This window comes from Xenorhabdus sp. TS4, assembly GCF_014467265.1.
In the GTDB taxonomy this organism is placed as follows: domain Bacteria; phylum Pseudomonadota; class Gammaproteobacteria; order Enterobacterales; family Enterobacteriaceae; genus Xenorhabdus; species Xenorhabdus ehlersii.
Map to the genome: position 1 here is coordinate 1 of NZ_NKHQ01000052.1, position 25514 is coordinate 25514.

The 25514-nt window shown below is 43.2% G+C and carries 15 protein-coding genes and 5 pseudogenes; 7 read left to right on the forward strand and 13 right to left on the reverse strand.

Annotation, left to right across the window (positions count from 1 at the left end; translation table 11 throughout):
* Positions 1 to 117: 117 nt before the first annotated feature.
* Positions 118 to 567: pseudogene (locus Xets_RS13005) on the forward strand (IS6 family transposase); the annotation flags it as partial.
* A 308-nt stretch (positions 568 to 875) separates the two neighbouring features.
* Here Xets_RS13005 and Xets_RS13010 read toward each other — a convergent pair.
* Both Xets_RS13010 and Xets_RS13015 read right to left on the reverse strand, forming a co-directional pair.
* Positions 876 to 1298 (reverse strand): hypothetical protein, encoded by a 423-nt coding sequence (locus Xets_RS13010; protein WP_187651843.1) that lies wholly within the window; start codon positions 1296 to 1298, stop codon positions 876 to 878.
* Between the two features lie 43 nt (positions 1299 to 1341).
* The gene (locus tag Xets_RS13015; RefSeq protein WP_187651819.1) at positions 1342 to 1605 is read right to left on the reverse strand and encodes a helix-turn-helix transcriptional regulator; all 264 of its coding nucleotides are present in this window, start codon (positions 1603 to 1605) and stop codon (positions 1342 to 1344) included.
* A gap of 471 nt (positions 1606 to 2076) precedes the next feature.
* Here Xets_RS13015 and Xets_RS13020 point away from each other — a divergent pair.
* A pseudogene (locus Xets_RS13020) lies at positions 2077 to 2450 on the forward strand (type II toxin-antitoxin system RelE/ParE family toxin).
* Positions 2447 to 2746 carry a helix-turn-helix domain-containing protein gene (locus Xets_RS13025; RefSeq protein ID WP_187651820.1) on the forward strand — a complete coding sequence of 100 codons (300 nt, stop codon included), beginning with the start codon at positions 2447 to 2449 and terminating at the stop codon, positions 2744 to 2746. The pseudogene Xets_RS13020 and the gene Xets_RS13025 overlap by 4 nt, the downstream one beginning before the upstream one ends.
* Positions 2747 to 2860: 114 nt before the next feature.
* Here Xets_RS13025 and Xets_RS13030 read toward each other — a convergent pair.
* From Xets_RS13030 to Xets_RS13040, 3 genes and pseudogenes are all read right to left on the reverse strand, one after another.
* Positions 2861 to 3278: pseudogene (locus Xets_RS13030) on the reverse strand (IS4 family transposase); the annotation flags it as partial.
* A gap of 42 nt (positions 3279 to 3320) precedes the next feature.
* Entirely contained in the window at positions 3321 to 3875 is a 555-nt protein-coding gene (locus Xets_RS13035; RefSeq protein ID WP_370588239.1) for a recombinase family protein, read from the reverse strand.
* Positions 3865 to 6053 (reverse strand): annotated as a pseudogene (locus Xets_RS13040) (Tn3 family transposase). Before Xets_RS13040 ends, Xets_RS13035 begins: the two are co-directional and overlap by 11 nt.
* Before the next feature lie 150 nt (positions 6054 to 6203).
* Here Xets_RS13040 and Xets_RS13045 point away from each other — a divergent pair.
* The 4 genes and pseudogenes from Xets_RS13045 to Xets_RS13060 all read left to right on the forward strand — a co-directional run.
* Positions 6204 to 6791, forward strand: coding sequence for a recombinase family protein (locus Xets_RS13045; RefSeq protein WP_187651821.1), 588 nt, complete (start codon positions 6204 to 6206; stop codon positions 6789 to 6791).
* 9 nt (positions 6792 to 6800) lie between these two features.
* Positions 6801 to 7115, forward strand: a complete 315-nt coding sequence (locus Xets_RS13050) for a hypothetical protein (RefSeq protein ID WP_187651822.1) — start codon at positions 6801 to 6803, stop codon at positions 7113 to 7115.
* A 181-nt stretch (positions 7116 to 7296) separates the two neighbouring features.
* The gene (locus Xets_RS13055) at positions 7297 to 7521 is read left to right on the forward strand and encodes a hypothetical protein (RefSeq protein ID WP_370588237.1); all 225 of its coding nucleotides are present in this window, start codon (positions 7297 to 7299) and stop codon (positions 7519 to 7521) included.
* Between the two features lie 105 nt (positions 7522 to 7626).
* A pseudogene (locus Xets_RS13060) lies at positions 7627 to 8465 on the forward strand (IS110 family transposase); the annotation flags it as partial.
* A gap of 399 nt (positions 8466 to 8864) precedes the next feature.
* Here Xets_RS13060 and Xets_RS13065 read toward each other — a convergent pair.
* From Xets_RS13065 to Xets_RS13100, 8 genes are all read right to left on the reverse strand, one after another.
* Positions 8865 to 10181 (reverse strand): cation:proton antiporter, encoded by a 1317-nt coding sequence (locus Xets_RS13065; RefSeq protein WP_187651823.1) that lies wholly within the window; start codon positions 10179 to 10181, stop codon positions 8865 to 8867.
* A gap of 421 nt (positions 10182 to 10602) precedes the next feature.
* The gene (locus Xets_RS13070) at positions 10603 to 10980 is read right to left on the reverse strand and encodes a VOC family protein (RefSeq protein ID WP_187651824.1); all 378 of its coding nucleotides are present in this window, start codon (positions 10978 to 10980) and stop codon (positions 10603 to 10605) included.
* Positions 10981 to 11136: 156 nt separating this feature from the next.
* Complete coding sequence (locus tag Xets_RS13075; protein WP_187651825.1) at positions 11137 to 12816, reverse strand: amino acid adenylation domain-containing protein; 1680 nt, start codon at positions 12814 to 12816, stop codon at positions 11137 to 11139.
* Between the two features lie 20 nt (positions 12817 to 12836).
* The gene (locus Xets_RS13080; RefSeq protein WP_187651826.1) at positions 12837 to 14066 is read right to left on the reverse strand and encodes a hypothetical protein; all 1230 of its coding nucleotides are present in this window, start codon (positions 14064 to 14066) and stop codon (positions 12837 to 12839) included.
* 19 nt (positions 14067 to 14085) lie between these two features.
* A complete protein-coding gene (locus Xets_RS13085) occupies positions 14086 to 14889 on the reverse strand; it encodes an outer membrane lipoprotein-sorting protein (protein WP_187651827.1) in 804 nt (267 codons plus the stop codon).
* Between the two features lie 57 nt (positions 14890 to 14946).
* Positions 14947 to 17298, reverse strand: coding sequence for an RND family transporter (locus Xets_RS13090; protein ID WP_187651828.1), 2352 nt, complete (start codon positions 17296 to 17298; stop codon positions 14947 to 14949).
* Positions 17299 to 17408: 110 nt separating this feature from the next.
* Positions 17409 to 18152 carry a DUF2306 domain-containing protein gene (locus Xets_RS13095; protein WP_187651829.1) on the reverse strand — a complete coding sequence of 248 codons (744 nt, stop codon included), beginning with the start codon at positions 18150 to 18152 and terminating at the stop codon, positions 17409 to 17411.
* A 36-nt stretch (positions 18153 to 18188) separates the two neighbouring features.
* Positions 18189 to 25514: a non-ribosomal peptide synthetase gene (locus tag Xets_RS13100; RefSeq protein WP_187651830.1), complete on the reverse strand. Its 7326-nt coding sequence runs from the start codon at positions 25512 to 25514 to the stop codon at positions 18189 to 18191.

Below are 25514 nucleotides of genomic sequence, written 5' to 3' on the forward strand. Positions count from 1 at the left end.
GAACCCGATAGAACACAAATGGGGCGGAGCAAAAGCGATAAGGAGGCAAAAAAGATGTTCAGTTGATGAGTTGTTTACGGAGCATATTGAATATGTCAGATTATGTTGATTTTGCTATATATTAAAATCAAAGGACAATGGCGTTACCTCTACCGGGCTGTAGACTCAGACGGTAATACGGTTGAATTTTTGCTGACAGCTCATCGGGATAAAAAAGCGGCATTGCGTTTCTTCAAAAAGGCGATGCGTCAACATGGACAACCTGACGTGGTAACTCTTGATAAAAGCGGTGCCAATAAAGCCGCAGTAGATGAAATAAACAAGGAAAAACCGAAAAATAAGCCGATTAATATCAGGCAGAATAAGTACCTTAATAACCTGATTGAACAGGATCACCGCAACATCAAACGGCGAACACGTCCTATGCTGGGATTCAAAAACTTCAGACGAGCCCAGACCGTGTTGGCAGGGATTGAACGGGTCAGTATGTTGCGTAAAGGACAATACCCACAAGAACCGGAATACCCCATTTCACCCGCCGCTTTTTTCTATCAACTGACTGCATAAAAATCACTCAAGATGATTTCGCTCGCGATCTCTCTGTTAATGCGACAGAACCCAATTGAAGATATTCCCAAAAGTCATGCATTGTAAAGAAAGCGAAGATGATAAAAAACAGGTCAAACCGACGCCCCGAAAACCTGTTGAGCTTTTAGGCGATAAAAGCCGTTTAAGCGTTAAGGACGGAGCGTGCGAATGCCTCATCAAGGCCAGAAGTCATGCCACTTCACCAGTAGGATATACGTAAGCTACCTTGTTCTTTTGTCTGGAAAGCTCTCTTGCAATACTGGGGAAGACCATATACGAAGCTCAGGTTAAGTAAGATCATTTTCAGGAGTATCTTTATAAACCTCGGCTACAAGTGAATGATAAACTTCTTGATTAATATCACATGCTAACGAAATCAGATCATGTAATTCGGTTGAACAATTGTTGCTGGTTTTGTCGAGAATTACTTCAAATAAAGAGGTTCCTAAACCTGCTCGATACATCGCCTGATCTAGTGAGATAGGTCGCCTATGCTTTACGTAACTCAGTAATTTTAATGTTAATGGTTGTGGTGAATGTTTCAAAAGGGAATCGTGAACATCCTGATTGATATTACTCACCAGTGCAATCAGGTTATTTAAATCTATTGAGCACTCATTTTTCGCTTTTTCGAAAATGAATTTGAATAGAGACGTTGCCAAACCTGCGCGGTACACGGCTTGTTTTATTGGGATAGGATTACTACACACAACTTACCTCTACAATTGCTGCGCTTGGGTAACAATTTGCTAATTATTCCTGAGAATTGTTGCGAGGGTTTCGCTCAATGAGTTGACCGTTTGCATCAAAATATCGACTAGGCCAAATTTCTGAGGGATGTAGTTTAAGGTAGTTAGCTATAATCCATTCGCCTTTAGGCCAAGGGCGTGTCAGAGCATTTGCTAATGTTGATGAGCTGAGTCCTGCTTCACGGGAGAGAGCTGCTAAGGTTGTACCACGCTTACGCAATGCCGCGATGACATCGGCTTGATGCCAGTCATTTTTGATATTGAACATTCCTGCTACCCCTTCCATTAATGAATATTGATGGTGGTGATTCAAAGCAGGGTTAGCAGACCGGGATCAACTTCCGGCGAGACGTAAGTCTCCCCTACCTGAATCACCATTGAACGGGCGAATGCAGGCACACTGGCAGAAAATTCCTACCAGTGGTTGATCTTCAAGGCTGCTAAACCTTGACCATTAGATTTTGCTAATGGCAGGCTTACTTTAACTGATTGGTTTATCAGATTCAATAAGCGAATCAGTATAATGACATTTCATCCATAAGTTAAGCAAACTCAGGACGTAAGCCAGATATCAACGGGCGATTTCTCAATTTTTAGAAACCATATTTCACCTGATATTCCGTTAATGCGACAGAACCACACTATGCACCAATGCTTCTTAGCTGTACCAGAATTTTTGATCCCACCATATTGACATATAATCCATAACTTATATTATTGTATATAAGTTATGGATTATATGAAGTGTGTTGTGTGGACAGTAATATTGACGGACTGTTTTTATTTTTGGTTAGCAGAACAGGATGGTGATACTCAGGAAAAAGTTTTAGCTTCCCTCGGAAATTTAGAGAGGTATGGTCCGAGATTATCCAGACCCTATGCTGACACAATAAAAGGTTCTAAATATCCAAATATGAAAGAGTTAAGAGTTCAACATACAGGAAAACCGATCCGTGCCCGATCCGTGCATTTTTTGCTTTTGATCCAAAAAGACAAGCTATTGTTTTATGTGCTGGAGATAAAAGTAATGATAAAAAATTCTATCAAAAAATGATTCGTATTGCTGATGATGAGTTCACTACGTACCTTGCATTAATGGAGAATAAATCATGAAAACGTTAAAAGATGCAATTGCTGAACGTTCCCTAGATAGCCAGTTAAGAATTAAAGATCTTACTGATGAGATGACTTTAGAAATAGGCTTACAACTTTTAAGAGAAGAGTTGAATATTTCACAGAAAAATTTGGCGAATAGCCTTGGCATATCTCAGCCTGCTATCACTCAAATAGAGCAAAGAGGAAATGATGTAAAACTTGCCACGCTAAAGCGCTACATCGAAGCTATGGGGGGAAAACTTAGCTTAACAGTACAGTTACCAACAGGTGATGGGCGAGTTTTTCATATCTGATTTTTAGCAAATTCCCTCCGTAAACCTTTGTATCTTGAAATTCGACTACAATAAAAATGATTAAATTTGGCACGGTGTGTGCAGCCCGCTAAACTCCCTGTCTCTTGATCACATCTATAGCTTAAGAGACTGTGCAAGCAAGTAACTCTCAAGGATGGTTTGTAATATGAACCATCCTTCCCATAGTCTTTCCCATCCTACTCGACCATTACGTTTTGAATCGTACCAACCCGCAAGCTTTCCGAGGTTAATATAGGCCCAGTAGAGGCTTGGGGCTTTCTTCGGTGGCTTCGATTTATTTTGCTTTGACCACAGTAAGTTTCACGCTAGCGGACTCAGGATCATTTCACAGCTCTGCTTTTCTGCTTCCTCTTTATTGAACCCCAGGTAACGCAATTGATGCAATGAACGCGAGTCTCACCACCATGCGTTCTAAGTTCTCTTTGCTCTGCATGCGTAAGTCTTCAACTTGGGTTCCGCCGCTTTTCCACGCTTTGTGAAATTCTTCAATCAGCCAACGTTTTTCGTAGTACGGGTTTTGCGCCCATTCCCTCGATAAGTTCACTGAACAAAATCAAACCATCTTTTTCAGTCTAAAGTAGGTTGCTCTGGATATTCCCGTCTTTTCCATGACGTCTTTCATCGATGCTTCCTGAATTATCATATTTTTGGCCTGAGCTGCACCTTTATGCGGTTTTCTGCCAAATCTAACGCCGGATTCCTTCGCAAATTGGCGACCTTCATTAGTACGCTCAAGAATACGTTCGCGCTCTGCTTCAGCCACCGCCGCCAGAATCTGAACCATCATTTTACCCATCGTGCCTTCAGTACTGAGACTGTTGTCCAAAAACCGAATAGCTATGTCTTTTTTGTAGCAGCTATCGACAATTTTGATCATGTCCGAGGTATTGCGGCCTAAACGATCCATTTTGGTACATATAATGGTGTCGTCTCTTTCAGCTCTGGCCAGTAACTTTTTCAACCCTTCTCTGTTGTCAGTTTTTCCTGTCATCTTATCCGTGAAAATTCGATCTTCACGAACCCCCGCCTGTTTCAGAACCGCAATCTGAATATCCAGTTTTTGTTGGGGTTCTAAGCCGGAACCGCCGAAAATTCCGTCAGCCGAAATTCAGCCCTGCGATAAGCGCATCAAGAAGCGCATCAAGGTCAATAATTTTACCTTCGTTTTGGAAGGTATAATGCCCATTCAGCAAAATATGCTGCCAGGCGACAGGGGACATTTGGGTTATCAATGCTCGTGTCTTGATGCTGTCTGATACCTCTGGTTTATTCAGTAACCGGGATAAAATCGCGGAGTTATAGTAGATGATTACGTTAACAACCAATCGCCCACACTGATTACTGATTTCCGTTTCAATGTCGCTTCGTCCGGTGAGTTCCTTTTTGCCGCCAACCTGTGCGATGGCTGAACGGAGTTGATGATAAGATTCAAGCCGGTTCTGTGAGCGGTGTACGTTCCGTTCTAACTGCGGATCACGCAGGTAACGCAATGTGTAGAGGCTGCGTACCAACCGATCATACTCAAAGATAGCGCGTCGCGTTGGATTGGGTGCCGTATAAGTACACAGCTTACGAATAAGCAGACCTTGGGTCATTTCTTTCAACCCTAACGTGGCAACAATCTGGTCAATATTGGCTTTTTCGCGGATAATAAGTTGTCGGTCAATTTGGCCAATGGGTTGAATCAGGCATTTTTTGTACATTCCCGGATCGTCAGCACAATACAACATCTGGAGTTGCGCATTCAGACTGGTGAAACGAGGTTCAAAACGCAGGCCGAACCAGTGAAGGATCGCGAAGTTAGCCTTATTAACACTGTGCATATCACCGGTGATAGCGGTTGGCACGATATTCGAGGTGTTGCGATACCAGATATCAAAGACATGGTAAGCCTCATATTCGTTTGTGCCTATCAGATAGCCGTTGAGAGGGATATGGTTACACAACAGGGTGTAAGCGACCACACCTTTGCCTCGTCCAAAATATTTACGTGAGTGGCGAGCTTTCACAGTCGGATGATCAACCCCGAATTTCTGTCCATCGACCGCACCGTACCGTACAAGACGTCAAGATCAAACGAATAATGCGGAAAGATCGGCAGTGTGGCAATCGCATTACTGATACAGTCATTGGCGGCCTGTATGTCGCCTGACGCAGATACTGCTGATAAGTATTTTCCAGAATGTGGTAGGGAATATCACTGGTTCGTGCCATCACCTGATTACCGTGGTTCATGGCCTGAGCAATGATGACCGCCATCAAACTGTCAGTTTCGGCCTGTTTTTTCGCATAACGTGGCTGTAAAGGTTTCATTACCGACAGAAAATGACACTGTTCATTCACGAAGCTGAGTACATCGGCAATATCGCAGAACGGCAGCCGAGCATAAAATATTTGCTCCTGGGGTTTTCGATTATCCGCCTTGGGTTTGCGCCAATGTAATTTCTGTGTGTCCTTGTCGTATTCCAGATGTTTAAGCTGGCCTTGTTTCAGTTCGCGATTGAAAACCTGCCATTGCTGATGTAATTCAGATGACAGGGTATCCAGCAAAACATCAACAGGTTGCTGTAGGAAAGGGATCTCCATTTGCGCCAGAACATCGCGCTTTTCTTCATTTGCAACCAGCTCGTCGGAAAGATGGCGGTGTTGCAGGCTGTCATCAAGGTAAAATTCGCCTGACTGAAACCGTTTTCTTATCTGACGGTATAGCCAGAATTCATAGCGGTCGCTGTGAAAAACGCTGTTTTTTGTTGAAGATATCTTTAGCCCAGATGAGCGCTTTAAGCCATGGACTGGCAGAATCAATACAGGCAAAATCCAGACCGGTATACAGCGGACGCAAATGGCGGCGAACACGCACAGCCAATTTGTCTACTGATTGCCAGTGCAGTGCCAGTTTTTTCAGTGGCTTATTGCGCATACTCCGTGCCGTAATTTGCTCACGTTGAGTGTAACGTTCATGTTTAGTGATCAGTTCGCTCCCGAAAGATTCATCATGGAAGTAGCGGTTCATCACGAAAGCGTAATCGTCACTGACCTCATGCCACTCAAAACGGAAAAAAGCCTGTTTGGCTTTGAAATAACCAATCTGAAGAATGCAATAGAGTTGAGCATGAAGGCTTGGCCGATTATTGGCGAGAGCCAGTTCGGATTCAGTCAATGCCAGGAATTGCAGCCTCTGCGCATCGTTAAAATCAGGCAAACCATACAAGGCTTCTTGCTCAGCATCAGTTAATACAGACAGCCTTTCACTTTTACCGGTTATTTTGTTTGTATGATGAGCCATCACGTTGACTCCGGGAAATTATGTCCGTAAGAGGATCGCTCTGCGGACAGTTAAAATGAATTTTTTGTATCAGATAAAATCCTGGCTGACGTTGTCTCATATAGCTGGTACGATATCAATCTCTTTCATGGCTCCTTAAACGTACACGTTATGACTGAAATATGGATTGGTTACGCTCGCTGCTCGACTGATAAGCAGGATTTAACCGCCCAACAGGAAGCATTGTTAAAACTCGGCGTTGCCCCGGATCGGATTTATCTTGATAAAGGGCTGACCGGGACAAATAGACAACGGCCCGGGCTAAATCAGGCACTGGCCGCAGTGCGACATGGCGATACATTGGTCGTCCCGAAACTGGATCGGCTGGCACGCTCTGTACCGGATGCACGGGACATTGCCGACTCACTGCAAGCGAGAGGGGTCAAACTGGCACTGGGCCAGAGTATTTATGATCCGACCGACCCGATGGGCAAAATGTTTTTCAACGTGGTGGCCACATTTGCGGAATTCGAAGGCGATTTGATACGGCTGAGAACGAAAGAAGGTATGGCAATTGCCCGTGCTAAAGGAAAACTGCGCGGTAAACAGCCCAAACTCTCCCATAAGCAACAGAAAGAACTGTGCCGGATGCACGGCACAGGTGAGTATTCGATCAGTGATTTGGCTGAACTGTTTTCAGTATCAAGACCGACGGTTTACCGGACGTTGACCCGCCACAGAATAGCAAATGATAACTAACGGACATTGATGATGAAAAATAAACAACTCAAAAAACTCCGACAAGAATTTGATACATTGGGGCTCATTGAAAAAGATCCGGATGTGGTGGGTTATGTATTATTGAATACGCGTAACAGCCGATTTGCGACGATGGATGAAAACGAGTTTGGTATGGCGATATACGCTGATGATATTGAAGCCGCCTATTTAGCCCCGTCACGGCTTGATGCGTTAATGAATATTGATTTTTTACCGGAAACAGACCAGACCGATATTGCCGTCATTCCGGTTATTGAGAACCCATTATTTGGGTTAGTGCTTAAAAAGCAGGATGAATTTTAACGTGACGAAATTTTCGGCGGTTCCGGCTTAGAACCCCAAGCTGGGGTCCGGGAAATATCGGCCATTACGCACAGTAGATACCGAATTGTACAAAAGCGTGGGATAATTAATGAGATGGCCGCCCTCACCCTGTTAGCGATATATTGACAGCGTGTGATTTATTTTTTAAGAGGCTACCATCATGAACACTATCGCACTGATTGGCATCGATCTCGGCAAACATTCCTTTCATGTCCATTGTCAGGATCAATCGGGGAAAGCTTTACTGCGTAAAAAATTCACCCGAACTAAATTGATGGAATTCTTAGCTGACTGCTTTCCAGCAACGGTGGTGATGGAAGCCTGTGCTGGCCTGTCTCTTATACACAACTTTGTATCCTGCTGTTTTTTATATGAATTATTTTAAACTTATCGAGACAACGTTGGGGAATATTTCCTTTAAAATCAGTTGAGTATATTTATCAAATTACAGTCATTTACTCGTGATTTGAGATGTGACTAAAAGACAGGTGCTGGCGCCCATTTCATGGCAAGGCGGATCGCTGATTTGGGGCATGAGGCCAGGCTGATTTCACCGCAGTTTGTTCGTTCCTTCGTCAAAAGTAACAAGAATGATTTTATTGATGCTGAAGCTATCTGTGAAGCCGCTTCACGTCCTTCAATGCGGTTTGTTCAGCCCAGAGCGGAAGCCCAACAAGCCATGCGAGCGTTGCATCGTGTCCGGGAATCACTGTTCCGGGATAAAGTGAAAGCCACCAACCAGATGCAGGCTTTCCTGCTTGAGTTTGGTATCGGTATGCCTAAGGGGATTGCGTGATAAAACAGCTCGCCACTGTGCTGGCTGAACATGAATTTCCCCCATATCTGGTACAGGTATTGCTGCGGTTACAGGCGCATTATCACTATCTGGTTGAACAAATCACCGAGATTGAAACCGCCCCGTCACAGGCGATTGCCCAGGATGATACCGGACAACGGCTGATGACGATCCCCGGCATTGGCCCCATCACGGCGAGTGTGCTTTCCTCACAGCTGGGTGATGGGAAACAATACGCACACAGCCGGGATTTTGCAGCCTCGACGGGATTAGTTCCCCGCCAGTACAGTACTGGGGGCAAGACGACCTTATTGGGGATCAGTAAACGGGGTAACAAGACACTCCGGCAACTGTTGGTGCTATGTGCCCGAACGTTCATAATGCATATTGAGCATAGAAAGGGCAAACTGGCTGACTGGGTTAAACTGCAACTTGAACGAAAGCATTCTAATATTGTGGCCTGTGCGTTAGCGAATAAACTCGCCAGGATAGCGTGGGCTATAACGACACAACACACGATATTTGAAGCCTAAATCAAGCCTGTTGTGAACAAATTTGAAACGAGACTCCACTGGTTTTGCGAAGACTGATAATTGATGACATGAACGGCCTACCGGCCTGATGAGAAATCTAGCATAAAAATAGGCTCCTTGAAGCCGGCACAGTTTTACGGTTCATCAGGCGCGGAACTCATTGAGGCGCAGGCTCCTTGCCTATAGTAACGTCGGATAGATTTAAGCAAGCCCAAAATTCATCAAAATGAGTGTTGCAAAAACGAGGGCGGCCATAGAATTTTTATGGTCTCCTTTGAATCCGGATCAAGCCAAAAATTCATCAAAAATAAATATTGCAAAGAGGAGGGGAACCATAGATTCTTTGATTCCCCTACCATTTTTAAAAACTATTTAGACCTGAAATTAAATAATCACAGCTTAATTCCTTATACTTTTTATCTCCCCCATAAACCAACGGATCAGAGGCGTTGTAATAAACGTACTCAAAATAGCCATAATAACGAGCATGGTAAAAATATTAGGCGGTAAAATTCCCAAATCATAACCAATATTGAGAACAATAAGTTCCATAAGCGCTCTTGTATTCATTGAAACACCAATAGTTGCCGCAATACGACGATTTTCACCTAATAATCTACTTGCAATGTAGGTTCCGCCAAACTTTGTCGCAAATGCCACTAAACAGACCAATAGACATATTATCCACTCATCGGAACCGTTCAGGCTACCAATGTCTGTACGAAGTCCTGTGTACGTAAAAAATATAGGGAGAAAAAATACATGTACCAAGCTACCAATGCTTTCTTTCCAACGTACAACAAACTCTCTATTGTCATGTAATATGATACCAATAACAAAGCTACCGATTAGAGCAAAGATCCCAAGGTAACTTGTTACAGAGGCAGATAAAAACAGAATAATGATCATGTAAGCCATAGCGGGATGACTGAGCCGCTTTTCTTTTTTTAACCTCGAAGAAAGCCAACGACGCAGAAGTGGTCTGACAATGAAAAATATCAGTATGATATAAATAACTATGCCAAACATGTTAAACATAAATTGATCAAACTGATAATTGGAGACAAAGAGCGTCAGTATAGCGCCCAACAATATCCAGCCGATGATATCATCAATTGCGGCGGCTCCGATGATTAAAGCGGCTGTTCGCGTGTGAGCCAATCCCAACTCCATAAAAATCCTTCCCAGCACGGGAATAGCCGTAATCGATAGTGCTAACGCAAAAAATAATTGGAAAGCTGTTTTATCGGGACGAGACGCTGCAATCGAGTTCCATATCCATTCAGCAGAAAAGAAACCCACCGTAAAAGGCAAAACAATACCCGAAATGCTTATTACAGCGACCGAAAATCGACTCTTCTTTAGTTTCTCTCCGAATTCAAATTCAAGCCCTATTTCAAACATCAATAAAATGAGTCCAATCTGGGCAATACCGATAAAAATCGTTGAACTTTCTTTTGGAAAAATACTTCCCATCAGTTCCGGAAAGAATGCGCCCGCCACACTTGGTCCTAAAACCAGACCTGCTAATATTTCTCCTGCAACGGCGGTTTGCCCTAAAAAAGAGCGGCTAATCCAAACAAAGAGTCGTGTAACAATAAAAATAATAATTAACTGATAGAGCAATCTAAATAAAATATCTTCAGCTGAAGAAGGAACAACCGACGCCCCCTCATTGACCAATGTGTCAATGAGCGTATTACTTTTTTCATTCATATCAATAAATTCCATTTAATGTTAAATGGAATGAAAGACCCAAGGCCATTCATTCATAAATAAACCATTATTGAAGACATATAGAAACCCAGCCAGCGCTTGTAACTGTAATTATTCGCCTCTCTTTTTTAATAAACAGAGCCACACCCAATAAATAAAATTAATTTGGCATTAAAAATGCGTACCACATTTAGATCATTTATATCGTCATCACTATTTATCTATACAATTATCTCTGATATTTATTAAAGATTTCTTTCTTCCTAATAAACTTAACTTAGCCATTAAAAAAGTATATTGGGGGAGCACCTTAATATATTTCAATTATGATGACTAAGGATAAATAATAATTGATTATTTTTAAGTTAATTATCTCAGGCAACTTTATTATAGTTGCCTGTGTGCATCTTAGTAAGAGAGATTATCCCTGTAACATACAGAAGACATTCAATTTATTACCGTCGAGATCTCTAAAATAGGCGGCATAAAAACCATGCTCGCCACGAGGTCCCGGTTTTCCTTCATCCGTTGCTCCAAGAGCAATTGCTTTGTTATACACTTTATCGACCTTCTCCTGACTGTCAATATTGAGCGCGATCATTCCCCCATTACTCACCGTTGCCGGATTGCCATCAAAGGGCTTAATAATGCACAAATTCGTCATGTTAAAATTCGGGCCCCAGGCGATAAAAGCCGGTGTTTCCATGACACGCTGGGCACCGAATTCGGCAAGCAGCTCATCGTAGAATGCGGCTGCACGGGAAAAATCATTCGTACCCAATGTGATATAACCAATCATTTTTACTCCCCCATGTTCTATTTTTACAGATATCAAAATTTATTTTATTAGAGGCCAGCAAAAACCGCAATTAATTACTCCACTCTATAAATTGATGATGAAATTAGAACAGGGATAATTTTAATGTAATATCTGATTGATATAATCACTATAAGTTTAAATTACACTATTGTCATTTATGTCATCTTTACCCCATCCAATCTGATTTAAGTCCAACTTTCCGTTTTTATTCATCGGAAATTCCACAACGTTTGCTGTAAAATCAGGCAACATATAATCAGGAAGGTATTTTTTTAATAACTGCCTGATCTCTTTATGCTGAATATTATCAGCGGTGTTAGATTGATATAATACAACAATTTTTAAGTCATTAGAGTCCTGTCGATAGGTTGTAGCAATAGCATCTTTTACAAAACTTAATTTTCGCATTGCAGATTCGATGTCACCCAATTCAACCCGAAAACCTCTAATTTGAATCTGATTATCGATACGCCCCAGATAATATAACTCCCCATTTTCCTTATATCGAGCAAGGTCACCAGTACGATATAAATTTAAAGATGATTTATCAAAGGTATTAGGAATGAATCTCTGGCGACTTAACTTTGGCCGATTTAAATAGCCATTGGCAACACCTAAACCTGCAATATACATTTCTCCAGCTTGATTTTCTTGTACTGGTTGACCGGCTTCATTTAATAAATGGATGATCACACCTGGTAAAGGCAAACCAATCGGACTTATATTACTGACCAAATCTTCGGGTTTAATCTGATGAAAAGTCACATGCACTGTAGTTTCGGTAATACCATACATATTAATTAATGCAGGTTGTTCATACCCATACTTATCTGTCCATTGACGGAGGCTCGATACATTCAACATTTCTCCACCAAAAATAACGTATCGCAAGCTAAGAGGTTCTGTTCTGTTTGACATATAATCATCAGTTTGAATCAGTAACCTAAATGCCGTTGGTGTTTGATTTAATACCGTGACTTTTTCACGTACCAATAACTCATAAAATTTTGGCGGATTCCGACTGATATTATAAGGCACCAATACCAGCGTTCCTCCTTTCAAAAGTGCACCCCAAATTTCCCAAACGGAAAAATCAAATGCTATCGAGTGAAAACAGCTCCAGACATCTTTATCCGAAAAATCAAACCGTTCTTCTGCCGCACGAAATAGATGAATTACATTGTAATGTGCGATTGGCACGCCTTTGGGTTCTCCCGTTGAACCTGAGGTATAAATAACATAAGCCCATTGTGTACTTTTAACTTCTTTCTTTGGATTTACTGCCCATGAAGGTAAAAGTGCCGGATAATCACTATCAAAACAAAAAGTCTCAACTGAAAAGCCGGATAACGTTTTCAGATATAAACATTTTGTGATGACAATATCCGGTTTTGCATCATTAAGAATGGATTTTATTCTTTCACCGGCATTATTAATATCCACTGGCAAATAGGCATAATCCGCTTTTAATATCCCTATAATACTGATCACCATTTCAAAGGAGGGTTCTAAAAAGATACCTATACATTTGCTTTCCGGTGCTTTTTTAATTAAATAATGGGCAACTTGATTTGCTCTCCTATTCAGCTCACCGTAACTCATTCTCTCCTGATTTAATACCAATGCTGTTTTTTCATCATGGTGTTCAACGATTGATTCAAACCATGAAATCAGTGAAATATTATCCAAATCATGCTGGGTTAATCGCTTATCCAGATCCTCAGGATCATTCTGGGAAGAACTTAAACCAAGTAATTGCGATAATACTTTCTGTTGATGTCTTTCAGATATATTCAGAAAATTTTCTTTATCCATTTTTAACCTTTTAATGAATGCTAGATACCAAAGAAATAGATGAATTTCATTCCAATATAACTTTCATTACGGAAGCCATATAACAGCTCTTCGGAATTTAAATTTTCAAAAATAGCGCCATTCAATGACAATTTGAAATTATCTCCCAATCGGCGACTGCCATTAAATATCCATGCCCTGGAACCGTAGCGCATATCCTGAGTTACACCTAAAAACAGAACTGAGTCCTGTTCATCATTGGCAGAAAATTGAACACCGGCAAAAACATCATTTTCAAAAGGAGTATCTGAAAATTTATTACGGGTGTCTTTCATATACTCCAGAAAAAAAGTCAAATTAGCACTGCTTCCAAAAACTCCATAATGGGTACATTCCAAACCACCCGAATAAACTAAAAATGATGTTTTAGGGCTTCTCGAAAAATGAGGATCTTTTTGCCGATAAGCTCCTTCCCATTTAACAATCAAATTATTAATGTTCCATTGGTATTCCAATCCAATCTGCTGAATTTGCCCATAATAGGGAACCAATTGATGATGGTTATTTAAAACAAACTCCGGTGTACGTTCAGTGCCATTAAAGTAGGATAATCCTAAATCAACATTACCGAATGTATGATGGCTGCGTACAGCAAAGTCCAACTTTGATTTTTTATTCGCATACTGATAAACGGTATTGCGCGTGTCAACATCTAATTCGGCACGTAACCTTGCTTTGTGACCGGGAAACGTTCTCTCTCTGAATCCGGTAAGCAGAAACAGATCAAAAATACCCCAGTCATTTACTTTGGTTAAATTAATCATTGGCTGACCAAGTTTTTCATTTCCAAAAGGATCATCGACCAAATCTGACTGATTAATGATATCTACCGGGTGACTAAATTCTGTCACGCCCCAAAATACTTTTCTGAAACCCGCATAAAGTTCCCACGAATTATGGATATACCCCCAATATAAATCTCGTGGCTCAAAAGGTTCTCGGTTATTGCTGCTGGAGTCTTTTCGATACAGTGCATCCATAACGACGTGCTGTTTACCGTCATCCCACTCTGTAAAGTATTTGCCTCCGGCCTGAAAGGAATGGCTTTCCCTTTCCTGCTTATCTGATAAACCCTTCTCAAAGAAAACCCGCTGTTCCCATCCGACAGAGACATCGAGTTTTCCGGCGGATACATTCCAACAAATGAACACGGCCAACGCGCTGCTCAGCTGTGAAATAACGCGCCCCTTTGTCCTTATTATTGACCGCATCAAAATATACCTCCGGGCACTATCTCGTTCTCTTCAAGGCCGCAATATCAAAATCCCGATCGGTTAAGCCAGCCTGAAATTGGATATTTCTCACAGATAATTTCGTTATTTTGTTCGATTGATGATTCTTCATCGTAATGTTTAAAGAACGCCAGTACTTATCCATATAAAGTTGATAGTCGTCGAATGTTCTTGTTTTCAATAGCGCATTACGGCGGTCGTAATAATCAATTCTGATAAACCGGTAGAACTCTTTATCTATCCACACGATTTGCCGGACATAGCCTGATTCTTTATCAACGGGTTTTCTCTCAACAATAAAGCAGGATTGTTGTCCACACGGTTTTTCCCCCAGATAGTTGTACATTTTGTATTTCTCTATCTCTTCAGAAGCCAAATCTTCATAGGCAAATTCGCTTCCCATAAAAGATCCCGATTTATTGCTGGAAGAAATACGTTTTACCCGTCGTGACGCCGGCAAATATATCCATTGCTCATCATCCCGATCTAAATGTGTAAAGGCCAATAAAGCGGTTCCTTTTATATCTCTGGGCTGCTCAAAAAAAGTTAATAATTTGTCACCATCCCCTGTCACTTCCAGCGTATTAATCTTTAAATAACGATAACTTTCCTGGCCTTCTGCATTCAGTAACGTCATTTTAAGATCAGTGATCGTATCACCGAAACCGTTATCTCTGGCGATAGCCTCTTGAAGAATTTTTTCCCCCCGTTCTTCCGAAGCTAATGTAGGTAAACTGAATAAACCTAAAATAAATAGAGAGACCAACGATAATCCTTTTATTCCGACAACGCATTTTTTCATTATATGTTCTCCTAAAAACATTCTAATTATTCGTTTAATACCAACAACGCCATATCGTTATATTTTTATCATCAGGGGTTCATCAGGAACGGAAGGTCTATTTTTCTTACTGTCTATTGCTATTAACAACGTTGGCAATAAAAAGAAATCAAGCAAGAGGGCAAAAATCACCGTCATCACGGTAAAAATCCCCATTTGGGCATTCATCAAGAAATCTGAGTGCACCATCGAGCCGAAACCACAGATAAAAATGATGCTGGTTGATAGCAGAGCAGTACCCACCGTTGAGAAGGCATAGCGTACGGCGTCCTCTGGCGACATATTGTGTTCACGACGTGCGCGAAGGTATTTGTAAACAAAGTAAACCGTGTCATCGACAACAATACCTAACGTCATGGTTGCGATGGTTGCCGCTGCAAGCCCCACCACCCCGTCAATAATGCTCCATAAGCCGAAGGCCATAAAAATGGGCAATATATTCGGCAGCATGCTAATCAATGCATATTTCGCACTACGAAAAACAATGCCTAAACAGAGCGTAATAATCAGAAACGAGATCACGGTACCCACTAATAGCCCTTTAATATTGGTGTTCATCAGGTAGGTGTACATTAAAGATGCGCTGGCAGCATGAGTATGCATGGATGAAGGCGCATTATTGATCAGCCATTTTTCATGAGCCTCTTTTGTCCTTTGCATTTCAAAGGTACTTAAATCAGAGAAAGTTACCGTCATTTTGGTTGCGGAACGTCTGACATCAATCTGGTCGTTAAGATCCAGCCCCAAAGGAAGAGACATTTCATAAAGCAAGAGGTACTGAGCAATGGCCTCTCTGTCTGTCGGTAACTTATAGTAAGCGGCATTATCCCCATTCATACTTCGGTTGATGCGTTTCACGGTGTCAGTGATCACATTGACATTCATAACGCCCGGTTGAGCACGTGACCAATTCGCAAACTCATCCACTTTTGCCATATATTCAGGCTCATTGATTCCACCTTCTTTCCCTGCTCCTAACGAAAACTCCATATTGAAAAGTCCCGTTAAATGATCTTGGGTAAAGTCAGAGTCATCCCTGATTTCAAGTCCTTTGGCAAAGTTTTTAACAAAGTTTTCATCAACCGTCAGTCTAGGTATAAAGGCCAGCATGACAAGCCCGAACGCCACTGTACCAAACTGTAGTTTTCGCCTGTTATCGATAATCCAATTCGCCAGAAATGCAATGGAGAACTGCGTTTTCTGGATACCAGGTTTCACTCTGACAGGTAAAACAGCAATCAGTGAAGGCAGTAAAAATAAGGCATAAAACAGTGCGGCTCCCATACCTATTGCCGTCATATTACCCAAATCATGAAAAGGTGGCGCATCACTCAAGTTCAGACCTAAAAATCCAACAGCAGTGGTCACACTGGTAATCACAACCGGAGAGAGATTAACCCGCAAACTTTCCCTGATTGCGTCATGTTTGCTATCCCCCTGCTTCATACGGTGAATCACAGTCACTAAAATGTGAATACTGTCAACAACCGCCAGCGTCATGACAATGATCGGCACATTGGCGGAAACCTGAGTCAGTTTTATGCCTATGTATCCGGCTGCACCCAATGCCGCAATGATGGAAAAAATAATCACCAAACATACAACAAAAGTTGCACTAAACGATCTCAGCACCATAAAAGTCAGAATAAGTACAATCAGAAATACAATAGGTATTGTTGTTGACATTTCCTTAATGCTGATTTCAGGAAAGGCATTTGACATCATTGCCACACCCGTTAGGTGGATATCAATATCCGGATACATTTGTGTGTACTGGTTTTTCAGTTGACGCACATACCCTGCGACTTCAGCAACAATTTTGTCGTCTCCATCGGGCAAGCGCACTGACACATTTACTGCGGTCACATCACCATTTTCAGAAATGATACGTTTGACTAACAAAGGCTCATCCAACGCTGTCTTTTTGATCTCCACCAAGTCATGTTTTGTTAACTTTGCCGCATCAGGAACCAGTTTCCTGATTTCCAGATTGTCATCATCTGCTTTAGTGACCTGAAAATTAGTTATAGAGTCAACACGATACGCATTTGGAACTTGCCAGGCATCTTCTGTTAACTTTTCAACTATAGAAAGAAACTGTTTACTGAAAACATTGCCATCCTTTGGTGCCAGTACAATCAACGCACTATCACCATTACTATAAGTCTTCTGCATTGACTCATACGCATTCAAAAATGGGTTTTCCCGGCTAAAAAAAACTTTATAACTACTGGTAAATGCCAAGTTTTCCATTCCCTTGAAGGTAAAAAACACAGCAATACAGACCAAAATAAGATTGAGATAACGCCTTCTTACCACCCAACGTGCATAACCTGATGCAACGTTATCTACCCAGTTAGAAGATTTCATGCGCTGTCCTTATATAAACGCAAAGGTTAATAAATCGCCACACAAAAATATCTTGCTTTCCCTGTAAGCCAATCTGCCCACAGTGATAGCAATCACCTAATAACACCAACCTAAAGTGTAATTTCGTATCTTTCCTGAGATGTCGGGGTTGGAATGGCAGCCGCAGCCTTCTGTTTTTTCGATTCGGCAGATTGCCCCTTTTCTGGCGGCCGTGAGTTGTGGATCCAAACCTCAGCCAAAATGAGATGGATCGTGAATCCAATCCACAGCGACAACGACAGCGCTTCACCAATGCCTTTTCCACCGATCTGTATAAACAGCGGAATAAGGGCATGCATTGTGGCGGGGCCTAGTGAAATCATATAACTGCGGATCATCCACTGGCGATGAAGCTCGACCCTCCTCTTTAAAATCATTGCGATAGATCTTAAGACACAGAAGATCATAACCAGAGAAAATAAAATCGATGAAGACGTTTCTGATGTCCCACCGACGGGAAACAGAATTCCCATTAAAATCCCGGTTATTCCCACCACCATAATGGTGGTGAAGAAGCAATATCCTGACCATTTATGGACTTTTGGCCATTTTCGTCTGATGTGATCAACAAACTGAAGAGGCCCTAAGATATAGAGCACAATGCCGGTAACCAGATGCATATAGGACATAAGGTGATGTTTTATATACCCCATATCATTCGTCTGATTCGGATTTAACAGGTTGGGCTGTAGATTGCCGCTTACCCCTTCTGCAATCCACCAGGTTCGATAGATGCCATGGATGATCGTTCCCACACACACCAGCACGATCCATGACCAGCAAAATCGAACCAGTATTTTGTTCTGTAATTTCATATCGATTCCTTCTTACGTTTTGCCAATGATCCGCAGCTACAAGACGTTGGCGTTGAGTGTGAGCTGCTCAATCACATCGGCTACCCGTTCTGGATAGGTAGTAATGAAATAGTGATGACCCTCGTCTAATGTGATCAAACTGACGTCATGAGCACACTGTTTCCATTTCAGATACTGAGAAGCGTATTTTTTAGTTAAAGGATCTTGTTTACTCACTAAATTCACCAACGGCGTTGTTATCCGCCAATTGCCCCGTTGTTTCTCGTATTGATAGGCCAACTTTGCATCTTTCCTGAAACGAAAAACTAAAAAGCGGGCAACAGAATCCTCCAACTTCCCATCAGCGGGAATGCCCCATTTTTTGAGTAGCTGTAATAAGGATCCATCGCTTTTATGTTTCCATCGGTCATTGAAAGGCAGATAGCGAACAATTCGGGGTAACGGGAATGCCGCCGCCGCCACTAAAAATTCGGCAGGTTTTCCCTTTAATTCCAGTCTTCGGGTAATTTCCAGTGCCAGATAACTGCCAACACAATGACCATAAATGGCGACTTTCCCTGAAACGTGTTCCACTATCTCTCTGGCACATAATTCAGCGAGCATGTTGTAGTCCATGCCAGTTTCTTCATACCTGCTGCCAAATGCATTACCGGGGACAGTGACGCCATAGACTGAATAGCTGGCGTTCTTTTTCGCTAATGCCTGTGCCAATGGCTGATAGACCGTAGCGGCAGCGCCCGCATAAGGCACACAAACCAGCGTTATCTGATTCTCTTCCTGACTGCGATGCAGCAACGACAGAAACCCCTTTTCGGCGTTTTCAGCTTCTGCGCTTCCCGTACCGGATAAATAGGGGATCATGCCTGTGATCGTGGGTGCCTGATAAAACGGGATTAAAGACAGTTTATTTTCAGGAAAGAGATCCTGAATGCGGGACAAGAGTGTGATTGCGGTTAACGAGTGCCCTCCTATTTCAAAGAAATTGTCGTTAATACCAATTTGTTTCCGATTGAGCACCTCTTTCCAGATATCCGCCAGTTGTTGCTCAATGGCAGAAGAGGGTTCCACAAACGCTTTATCGGATAGTGGGGTTGTCTCTAATGCAGACAGTGCTTTTCTGTCGAGTTTTCCATTAGTTGTGACTGGCAATTCATCCAATATATTCATTTGCGCGGGAACCATAAAATCAGGTACGCGCTGTTTCAGAAAAGCATTCAGTTCCTTGATAGAGAGCGTCATGTTTTGGTGCAACACCACATAAGCGCTAATGAAATTACCGACGTACGCATCTTCCTTTAAAAGAACGGCGCAAGCTTTAACACCATCACAGCTTTTCAGGCATTCTTCAATCTCACCTAATTCAATACGGAATCCTCTGACCTTGACCTGAGTGTCAATCCTGCCCAAAAATTCAATATTGCCATCCACTGACCATCTGGCAAGGTCGCCTGTGCGGTAGACTTTCTCTGTCGGATCACAGGAGAACGGGTGAGGAATGAAACACTTCTCCGTCAGTTCCGGTAAATTTAAATACCCTTTTGCCAGACCAGCACCGCCAATTAATAACTCTCCCGGCGCGCCAATCGGTAAAAGATTCATGCGATCATCGACGATATAAAGTTGCGTATTGGCAATGGGTTTGCCTATCAGCGTTTTTTTATCTTCCCGTTTTTCGGCTTCCCAATAACTGACATCAATGGCGGCTTCGGTTGGTCCATAGAGATTATGGAGTTTGACCTGCAATTTTTGGTTGACGCGCTCCAGGACGCTATACGGCAATGCTTCTCCACTGGTAAAAATACGCGCTAATGAAACACATTTCTCGCTGCCACGCGTGTTGATGAAAACATTCAGCATGGAAGGAACAAAATGGCAGGTGGTGATCTGCTGTTCACCAATCAACCGGATAAGATAATCAGGATCTTTATGGCCTTCCGGAATGGCAAAGACTAATGTTGCTCCTGCCATCAATGGCCAGAAAAACTCCCATACCGAGACATCAAAGCTATAGGGTGTTTTTTGCAGGACGTTATCCGTGACATTCAGCCGATATTTATCCTGCATCCAGCGAAGCCGATTGACGATAGCGGAATGCGGTAACATGCATCCTTTAGGCGTGCCTGTCGAACCTGATGTATACAAGACATAACAAAGGTTATCCGGCGTGTTCCCCACAGGATTCGGCAAAACATGGTGAGAATGCAACTCGGTGCGCTGGGCATTTAAAAACAACAGCTTCCCGTCGAAATGGGTAAAAATCGATTGGTGATGCTTCTGCGTTAATACAACGGGAACTCCCGAATCTTTCAGGATATAAGCCAGCCGCTGGGCAGGATAGTTAGGTTCAAGGGGCACATAAGCCCCACCGGCTTTTAAGATGCCCAATAAACCCACAATCATTTCCACAGAACGCTCCAGGCAGATACCGACCCGTGTTCCCGCTTGAACGCCAAGTTCCTGCAAGCAGTACGCCAGTTGGTTTGCTTTCGCATTAAGTGCCTGATAGGTTAGGGTGATATCTTCAAATACCACGGCCACGGCTTCCGGCGTTTTTGCAGCCTGTTGTTCAAACAGTTCATGAACGCAGCAAACCTCCCCAAGATTGACAGCGGTACGGTTCCATTCCTCAAGGATTTGAACAGACTCTCTTTGATCCACCAGTGGAAAATCAATCAGCTTCCGTTCAGGCTGTTCAACGACTTCCTGCAATAACCGTGTTAAGTGTTCAATCACACTCAGCGCGGTGGATTGGTGATATAAAGAAGGGTTGTATTTGATGTTTAATGTGAAGGTTTCTGCCGCTTCAACGATTTCCAACATAAACTCATATTCCCCGGTCTGAGAATATTGGGTTAAATGTTCTGCCGATATCAGCTTGCCTAAAGCCTGATATTCCTCTTGCAGCATGGCCTGTTGATAGGCAAAAGCCATCTGAAACAGAGGGGAATCATCCATGCTCTGAGACAGATTTAAGGTTCTTACCACGACAGGAAAAGGTAAAGCATGGGCTAAACCATCTAATACTGTCTGTTGTAACGTTCTCAGATATTCCGGATAGCCGATATCCTGCGAGAGCTGGCTGCGAACAGGGATAGGATAAACATAGTAGCCCACCTTTTCCCGCTGATGTTCTTCCGTTCTGGCATCCGTCGGCATACCAATGACGATATCATCCTGTCGGGTAAAACGATGGATCACTAACTGAAACAGGCTTAAAAAAACGGATGACAGGTAAACAGAATGCGTGTCGGCGAAGACTTTTAATTTTGCGGAGAAATGGGTGGATAACGTCCGTGTCAGTGTTTCACCTTTATATTTCTCAACATTCAGGTATGAGCTGTCCGCCAGTAATTTGGTGGAAACAGGCGCGCCCGCCAGTGTCTTCTTCCAATAATCTAACCGACGTTTTCCTTCGTCACTTTGCAAAAGCACCTGCTCGTGCATCACAAAGTCATACCAATTGTCTTTTCCTGCTTCCACAACAGGTGGCTGATTCACTGATAATTGGTGATAAAAGCTGAATAATACAGAAACCATTGGATTAACAGACATGGCATCCACAACAATATGGTGTGCACACAATAAAATGATGATTTCTTTTTCAGACAGATACAGCAAATTGACCCGTAATAAGGCATCGTTATCAAAATCAAAAGGCTGGTTTATCTTTTCCAACAGATAGGCTTCAAGTTCCTTCTCCGTCAATGACCATGCTGTTTCAACATTCACCCTTAATGCACTTTGGGGGTTATTGAATAAATAGGGAAGCCCTTCCTCTTCGAACACAGTGGTTGCCAGTATGGGATAGCGTTTAACCAGTAAATTCAACGCCTGTTGAAATAATTGCGGATCTATCCGGCCATTGACCCGGAAACAGACCGGACAGTTGTAGGCACTATTTTGAGGCGCGTGTTTATGGAGAACCCATAATCCTTTCTGACCTTCGGATAGCGGATAGGTTTCCGGTTTTCTTGCCTGTTTGGTAGAAGTAAAAGTATTTATCGCCTGAGCCTGTACGGTCTGAATAATTTCCTGAAGTTCGGATGTCGCGCTGTCATTCCCCTTTATTTCGGCATACTGTTTTTCACCATATTGTTCTGTCAGATAATCCGATAGTTCAATCACTGAATTTTTCTCCAGCAGGATCGCAATCGGAAGATTCATGCCCGTATGTGATTCCACCATCCGCACGAATTTGACCGCCTGAGATGATGACATTCCCAATGCAAACAGGCTCATGCTGCTATCAATTTGATCTAAAGGCTGTTGCAGGATGCGAGCAATCAGAGAAAGCAAAAGTTCTTTTATACTGAGCGAACGCTTATCGGCGGCCTGTGCGGGTGAAAGACTGTCCACTGGCAGGCGATGGCTAATCGCAGACTCACGCGGTTGCGTATTCATAGGGAATAAATCCTGCTGCGATTGATAAAGCGGATAAACAGGCAGTGGCATTTTGGGAAGCGATTCATCCCTGTGAAAATGCTGCCAGTTCTGCCATTGGCCTTTTACCCAGGCTTCCGCAATCTCGTGATTCTGCTCGGCATTGAAGATTAAACTCTCTTGCCCTGCGGTGTCATAATCCGCCGCAACGCGCCCCTGATAAATACCGGCTCCGGCACCGTCTGCAAGCCATTGTTTCAGCTTTGTGAGCAGAGCGGGTACTGAGCTGGCGGGAATGGCTAAACGCTGATTAAAGTGCTCCCGTCCTGACTGGGCCACAGCAAATAGGTGTTGCAGTGGTATTTCCCTGTTATCTTTCAATGCCGATTCAAAAAAATGCACCCAGCGTTCCGCATAGTGTTGCAGTCCGTCCGGTGATTTCGCTGACAGAACAAACAATTCCGGCAGGCTGATATTCGCGCTCTTTTGCAAACATTGCACTGACGGATGATAGCTTTGCAGCAGGAGATTGGCATATGAGCCAGTACTACCAAAGCTATTTACCATCGCCAGTTTGGGCTGTTGTCGGGTTCCCTGCCATTGACGTGGTTCAGCCACAATACTGACCGGGCTGTCATCCAATTTTATCAACGGACTCAGGGTGTTATAAGGCATAACGGGCAATAAATACCCGTGCTTCATTTGCAGCAGTACTTTTGTTACTTGTGATATTCCAGAGGCGGATTCAAGATGCCCGATATTCGGCTTTAGCGTACCGACAAACAGCGGAGAATGGCGCTCTGCAAAGGCGGTCTGTATCGCGCGAATTTCTGAAGCATCACCGAATACTGTGCCGGCCGCCGCGGCTTCGATATAATCGACAGCGTCTGCATCATAGCCTGTTTTCTGTAGTGTACTTTTGAGCAGTTCACTCTGCTGTTTTGTTGAAGGAACACCATAGCCCGATACTCTGCCGCTATGGGCAATGCCGCCGCCTTTGATTACTCCCCAAATATGATCGTTGTCGGCTTCCGCCTGAGAAAGCGGTTTTAACAGCACAACGCCAACCCCCTCTCCCGGAATAATTCCAGCCGCATCCTCGCCAAATACCTGAGCATCGCAACGTTCGGAAATCATGTTAAATCGTTTGAGATCCGTAAAATGGGTAGCGTGGGCAAAAAGATTGATACCACCTGCCACCGCCACATCGCAGTCACCCTGCGCAATCGCCTGACAGGCAAGATAGATCGACGTTAATGAAGACGAACAACTCGTATCTACGGCCAGACTTGGCCCTGTCCAATTGAAAAACCAGGATACCCGGTTCACGATGGATGAGAAGGTAGAGCGACTGACTGACTCCGCAAGTATCCCAGTTTCCTCGGCTGAACCGACAGGTTCATTCCACATCACGCCGGTGAAGACGCCTACACACGGCCCCAGACGCTGCAAATTTTCGCCGTTGTATCCGGCACTGTCCAACAGCTCGTAAACACTCGTTAAAAAACAGGCTTCCTGAGCTGAAATCCGTTCCCGTTCTGTCGCTGAAATACCAAAAAAATCAGCATCAAAATTCGTAATCGAATGCGCGAATCCTCCCCAATGTTCAAAACGTTCCTGTGTTCCCCAACGGTCATCAGGTACTCGGGAGAAACAATTTTTCTGATCGTTGAGGTTTTGCCAGAATGTTTCGATATCCGGCGCATCAGGGTATTTCCCCTGTACGCCAATAATGGCAATATCCTGCCCCTGCGCCTCAGAACTGTTGATCTCAGGTTCCTGAAACTGCGTTTTCTCCACCAGCCCAAAAGCCATGCCTAACAGTGTTCGCTGGCTCTCCTTAAGCTTCAGTACGCCAGCTAACGCGTTCTCATCGACGCCGGATAACGGGCAGGAACCAATCGGGTAATACGCCTGTTTTTGTGAAAGTAGCTGAACAATGGCACCGATTTCAATCGCCGCAAAAAAATCACTTTTCTCTTTATACAAAGGGCGAATACCGTCGTACTCCACCACAAAATATAAGCAGCAGTGCGCATTGTCATAATAGGGGCGGTTATAGTAAAAATGGCTGTTATGAGGCAATTCATCCGATGAAATTTTATCCAACTTGTGTTCAATCGGATTATAGTAATAAAAGCCGGTTGAAAATCCACCGACTCTGCCGGGTTTTATCTCGACATAAATCTGAACACTGTAGGTTCCGCCTGCCGATGGATAGAGATATCGATCTCTGCCATCAATCAGCATGGCGTTGAGTGCGCTCAACCAGCCCAAGACACTGTCTTTTGGCATGGGCGCATCATCAAATACCCTGAAAGTGCGGCGAACGTTATAGTGCTGCTGGAACTGCTCAGGTGAGAGTGTTTTGGCACGAACCGTGTCAAAATTGCTGTCCAAGTGACGGATGTTGAATTGTTTTTCTTTGAATGCCTGTTTTTCTGATAACGATGACAGTACAGACAGTTCTTTTTCTTCAGCCGCCACCGGCAAAACAGGTTGTTGATCGCACTGTTGATCAATCAACACTGCCAGCGTCTCTAACGTGGGCTTTGACAGTAACGTCTCCAGTTCAATATCAACACCAAACTGTTTCTTCACGGCCACAACCAGCTCCATGACATTCAGCGAATTAAAGCCATGTTCAAACAAATCCTGATTGGGTTTGAGTACCTTGCCTTTCATCAGTTGCTCAAGCCGCTGTAGAGTGCCGCCTGCTCTGACAAGCTCCCCGATATCCTGCTGCTTGTTTTCAATCTGCCTGCTAATTAAATGGCGCAGGCGCGCCATTGTGGGGGTACGCAAAAACTCATCAAGGTCAAGATCAACGTCAAAACGTTCCCGAATACGAATCAGCACCTGCATGATTGATTTCGATGTCATTCCTTGATCAAACAAGTCATTACTGAAATCAACCGAATGCTCAACCATTAATATCTCAATGAATTCATTGAGATCGTTAACATTACATTTTCCGCCCAT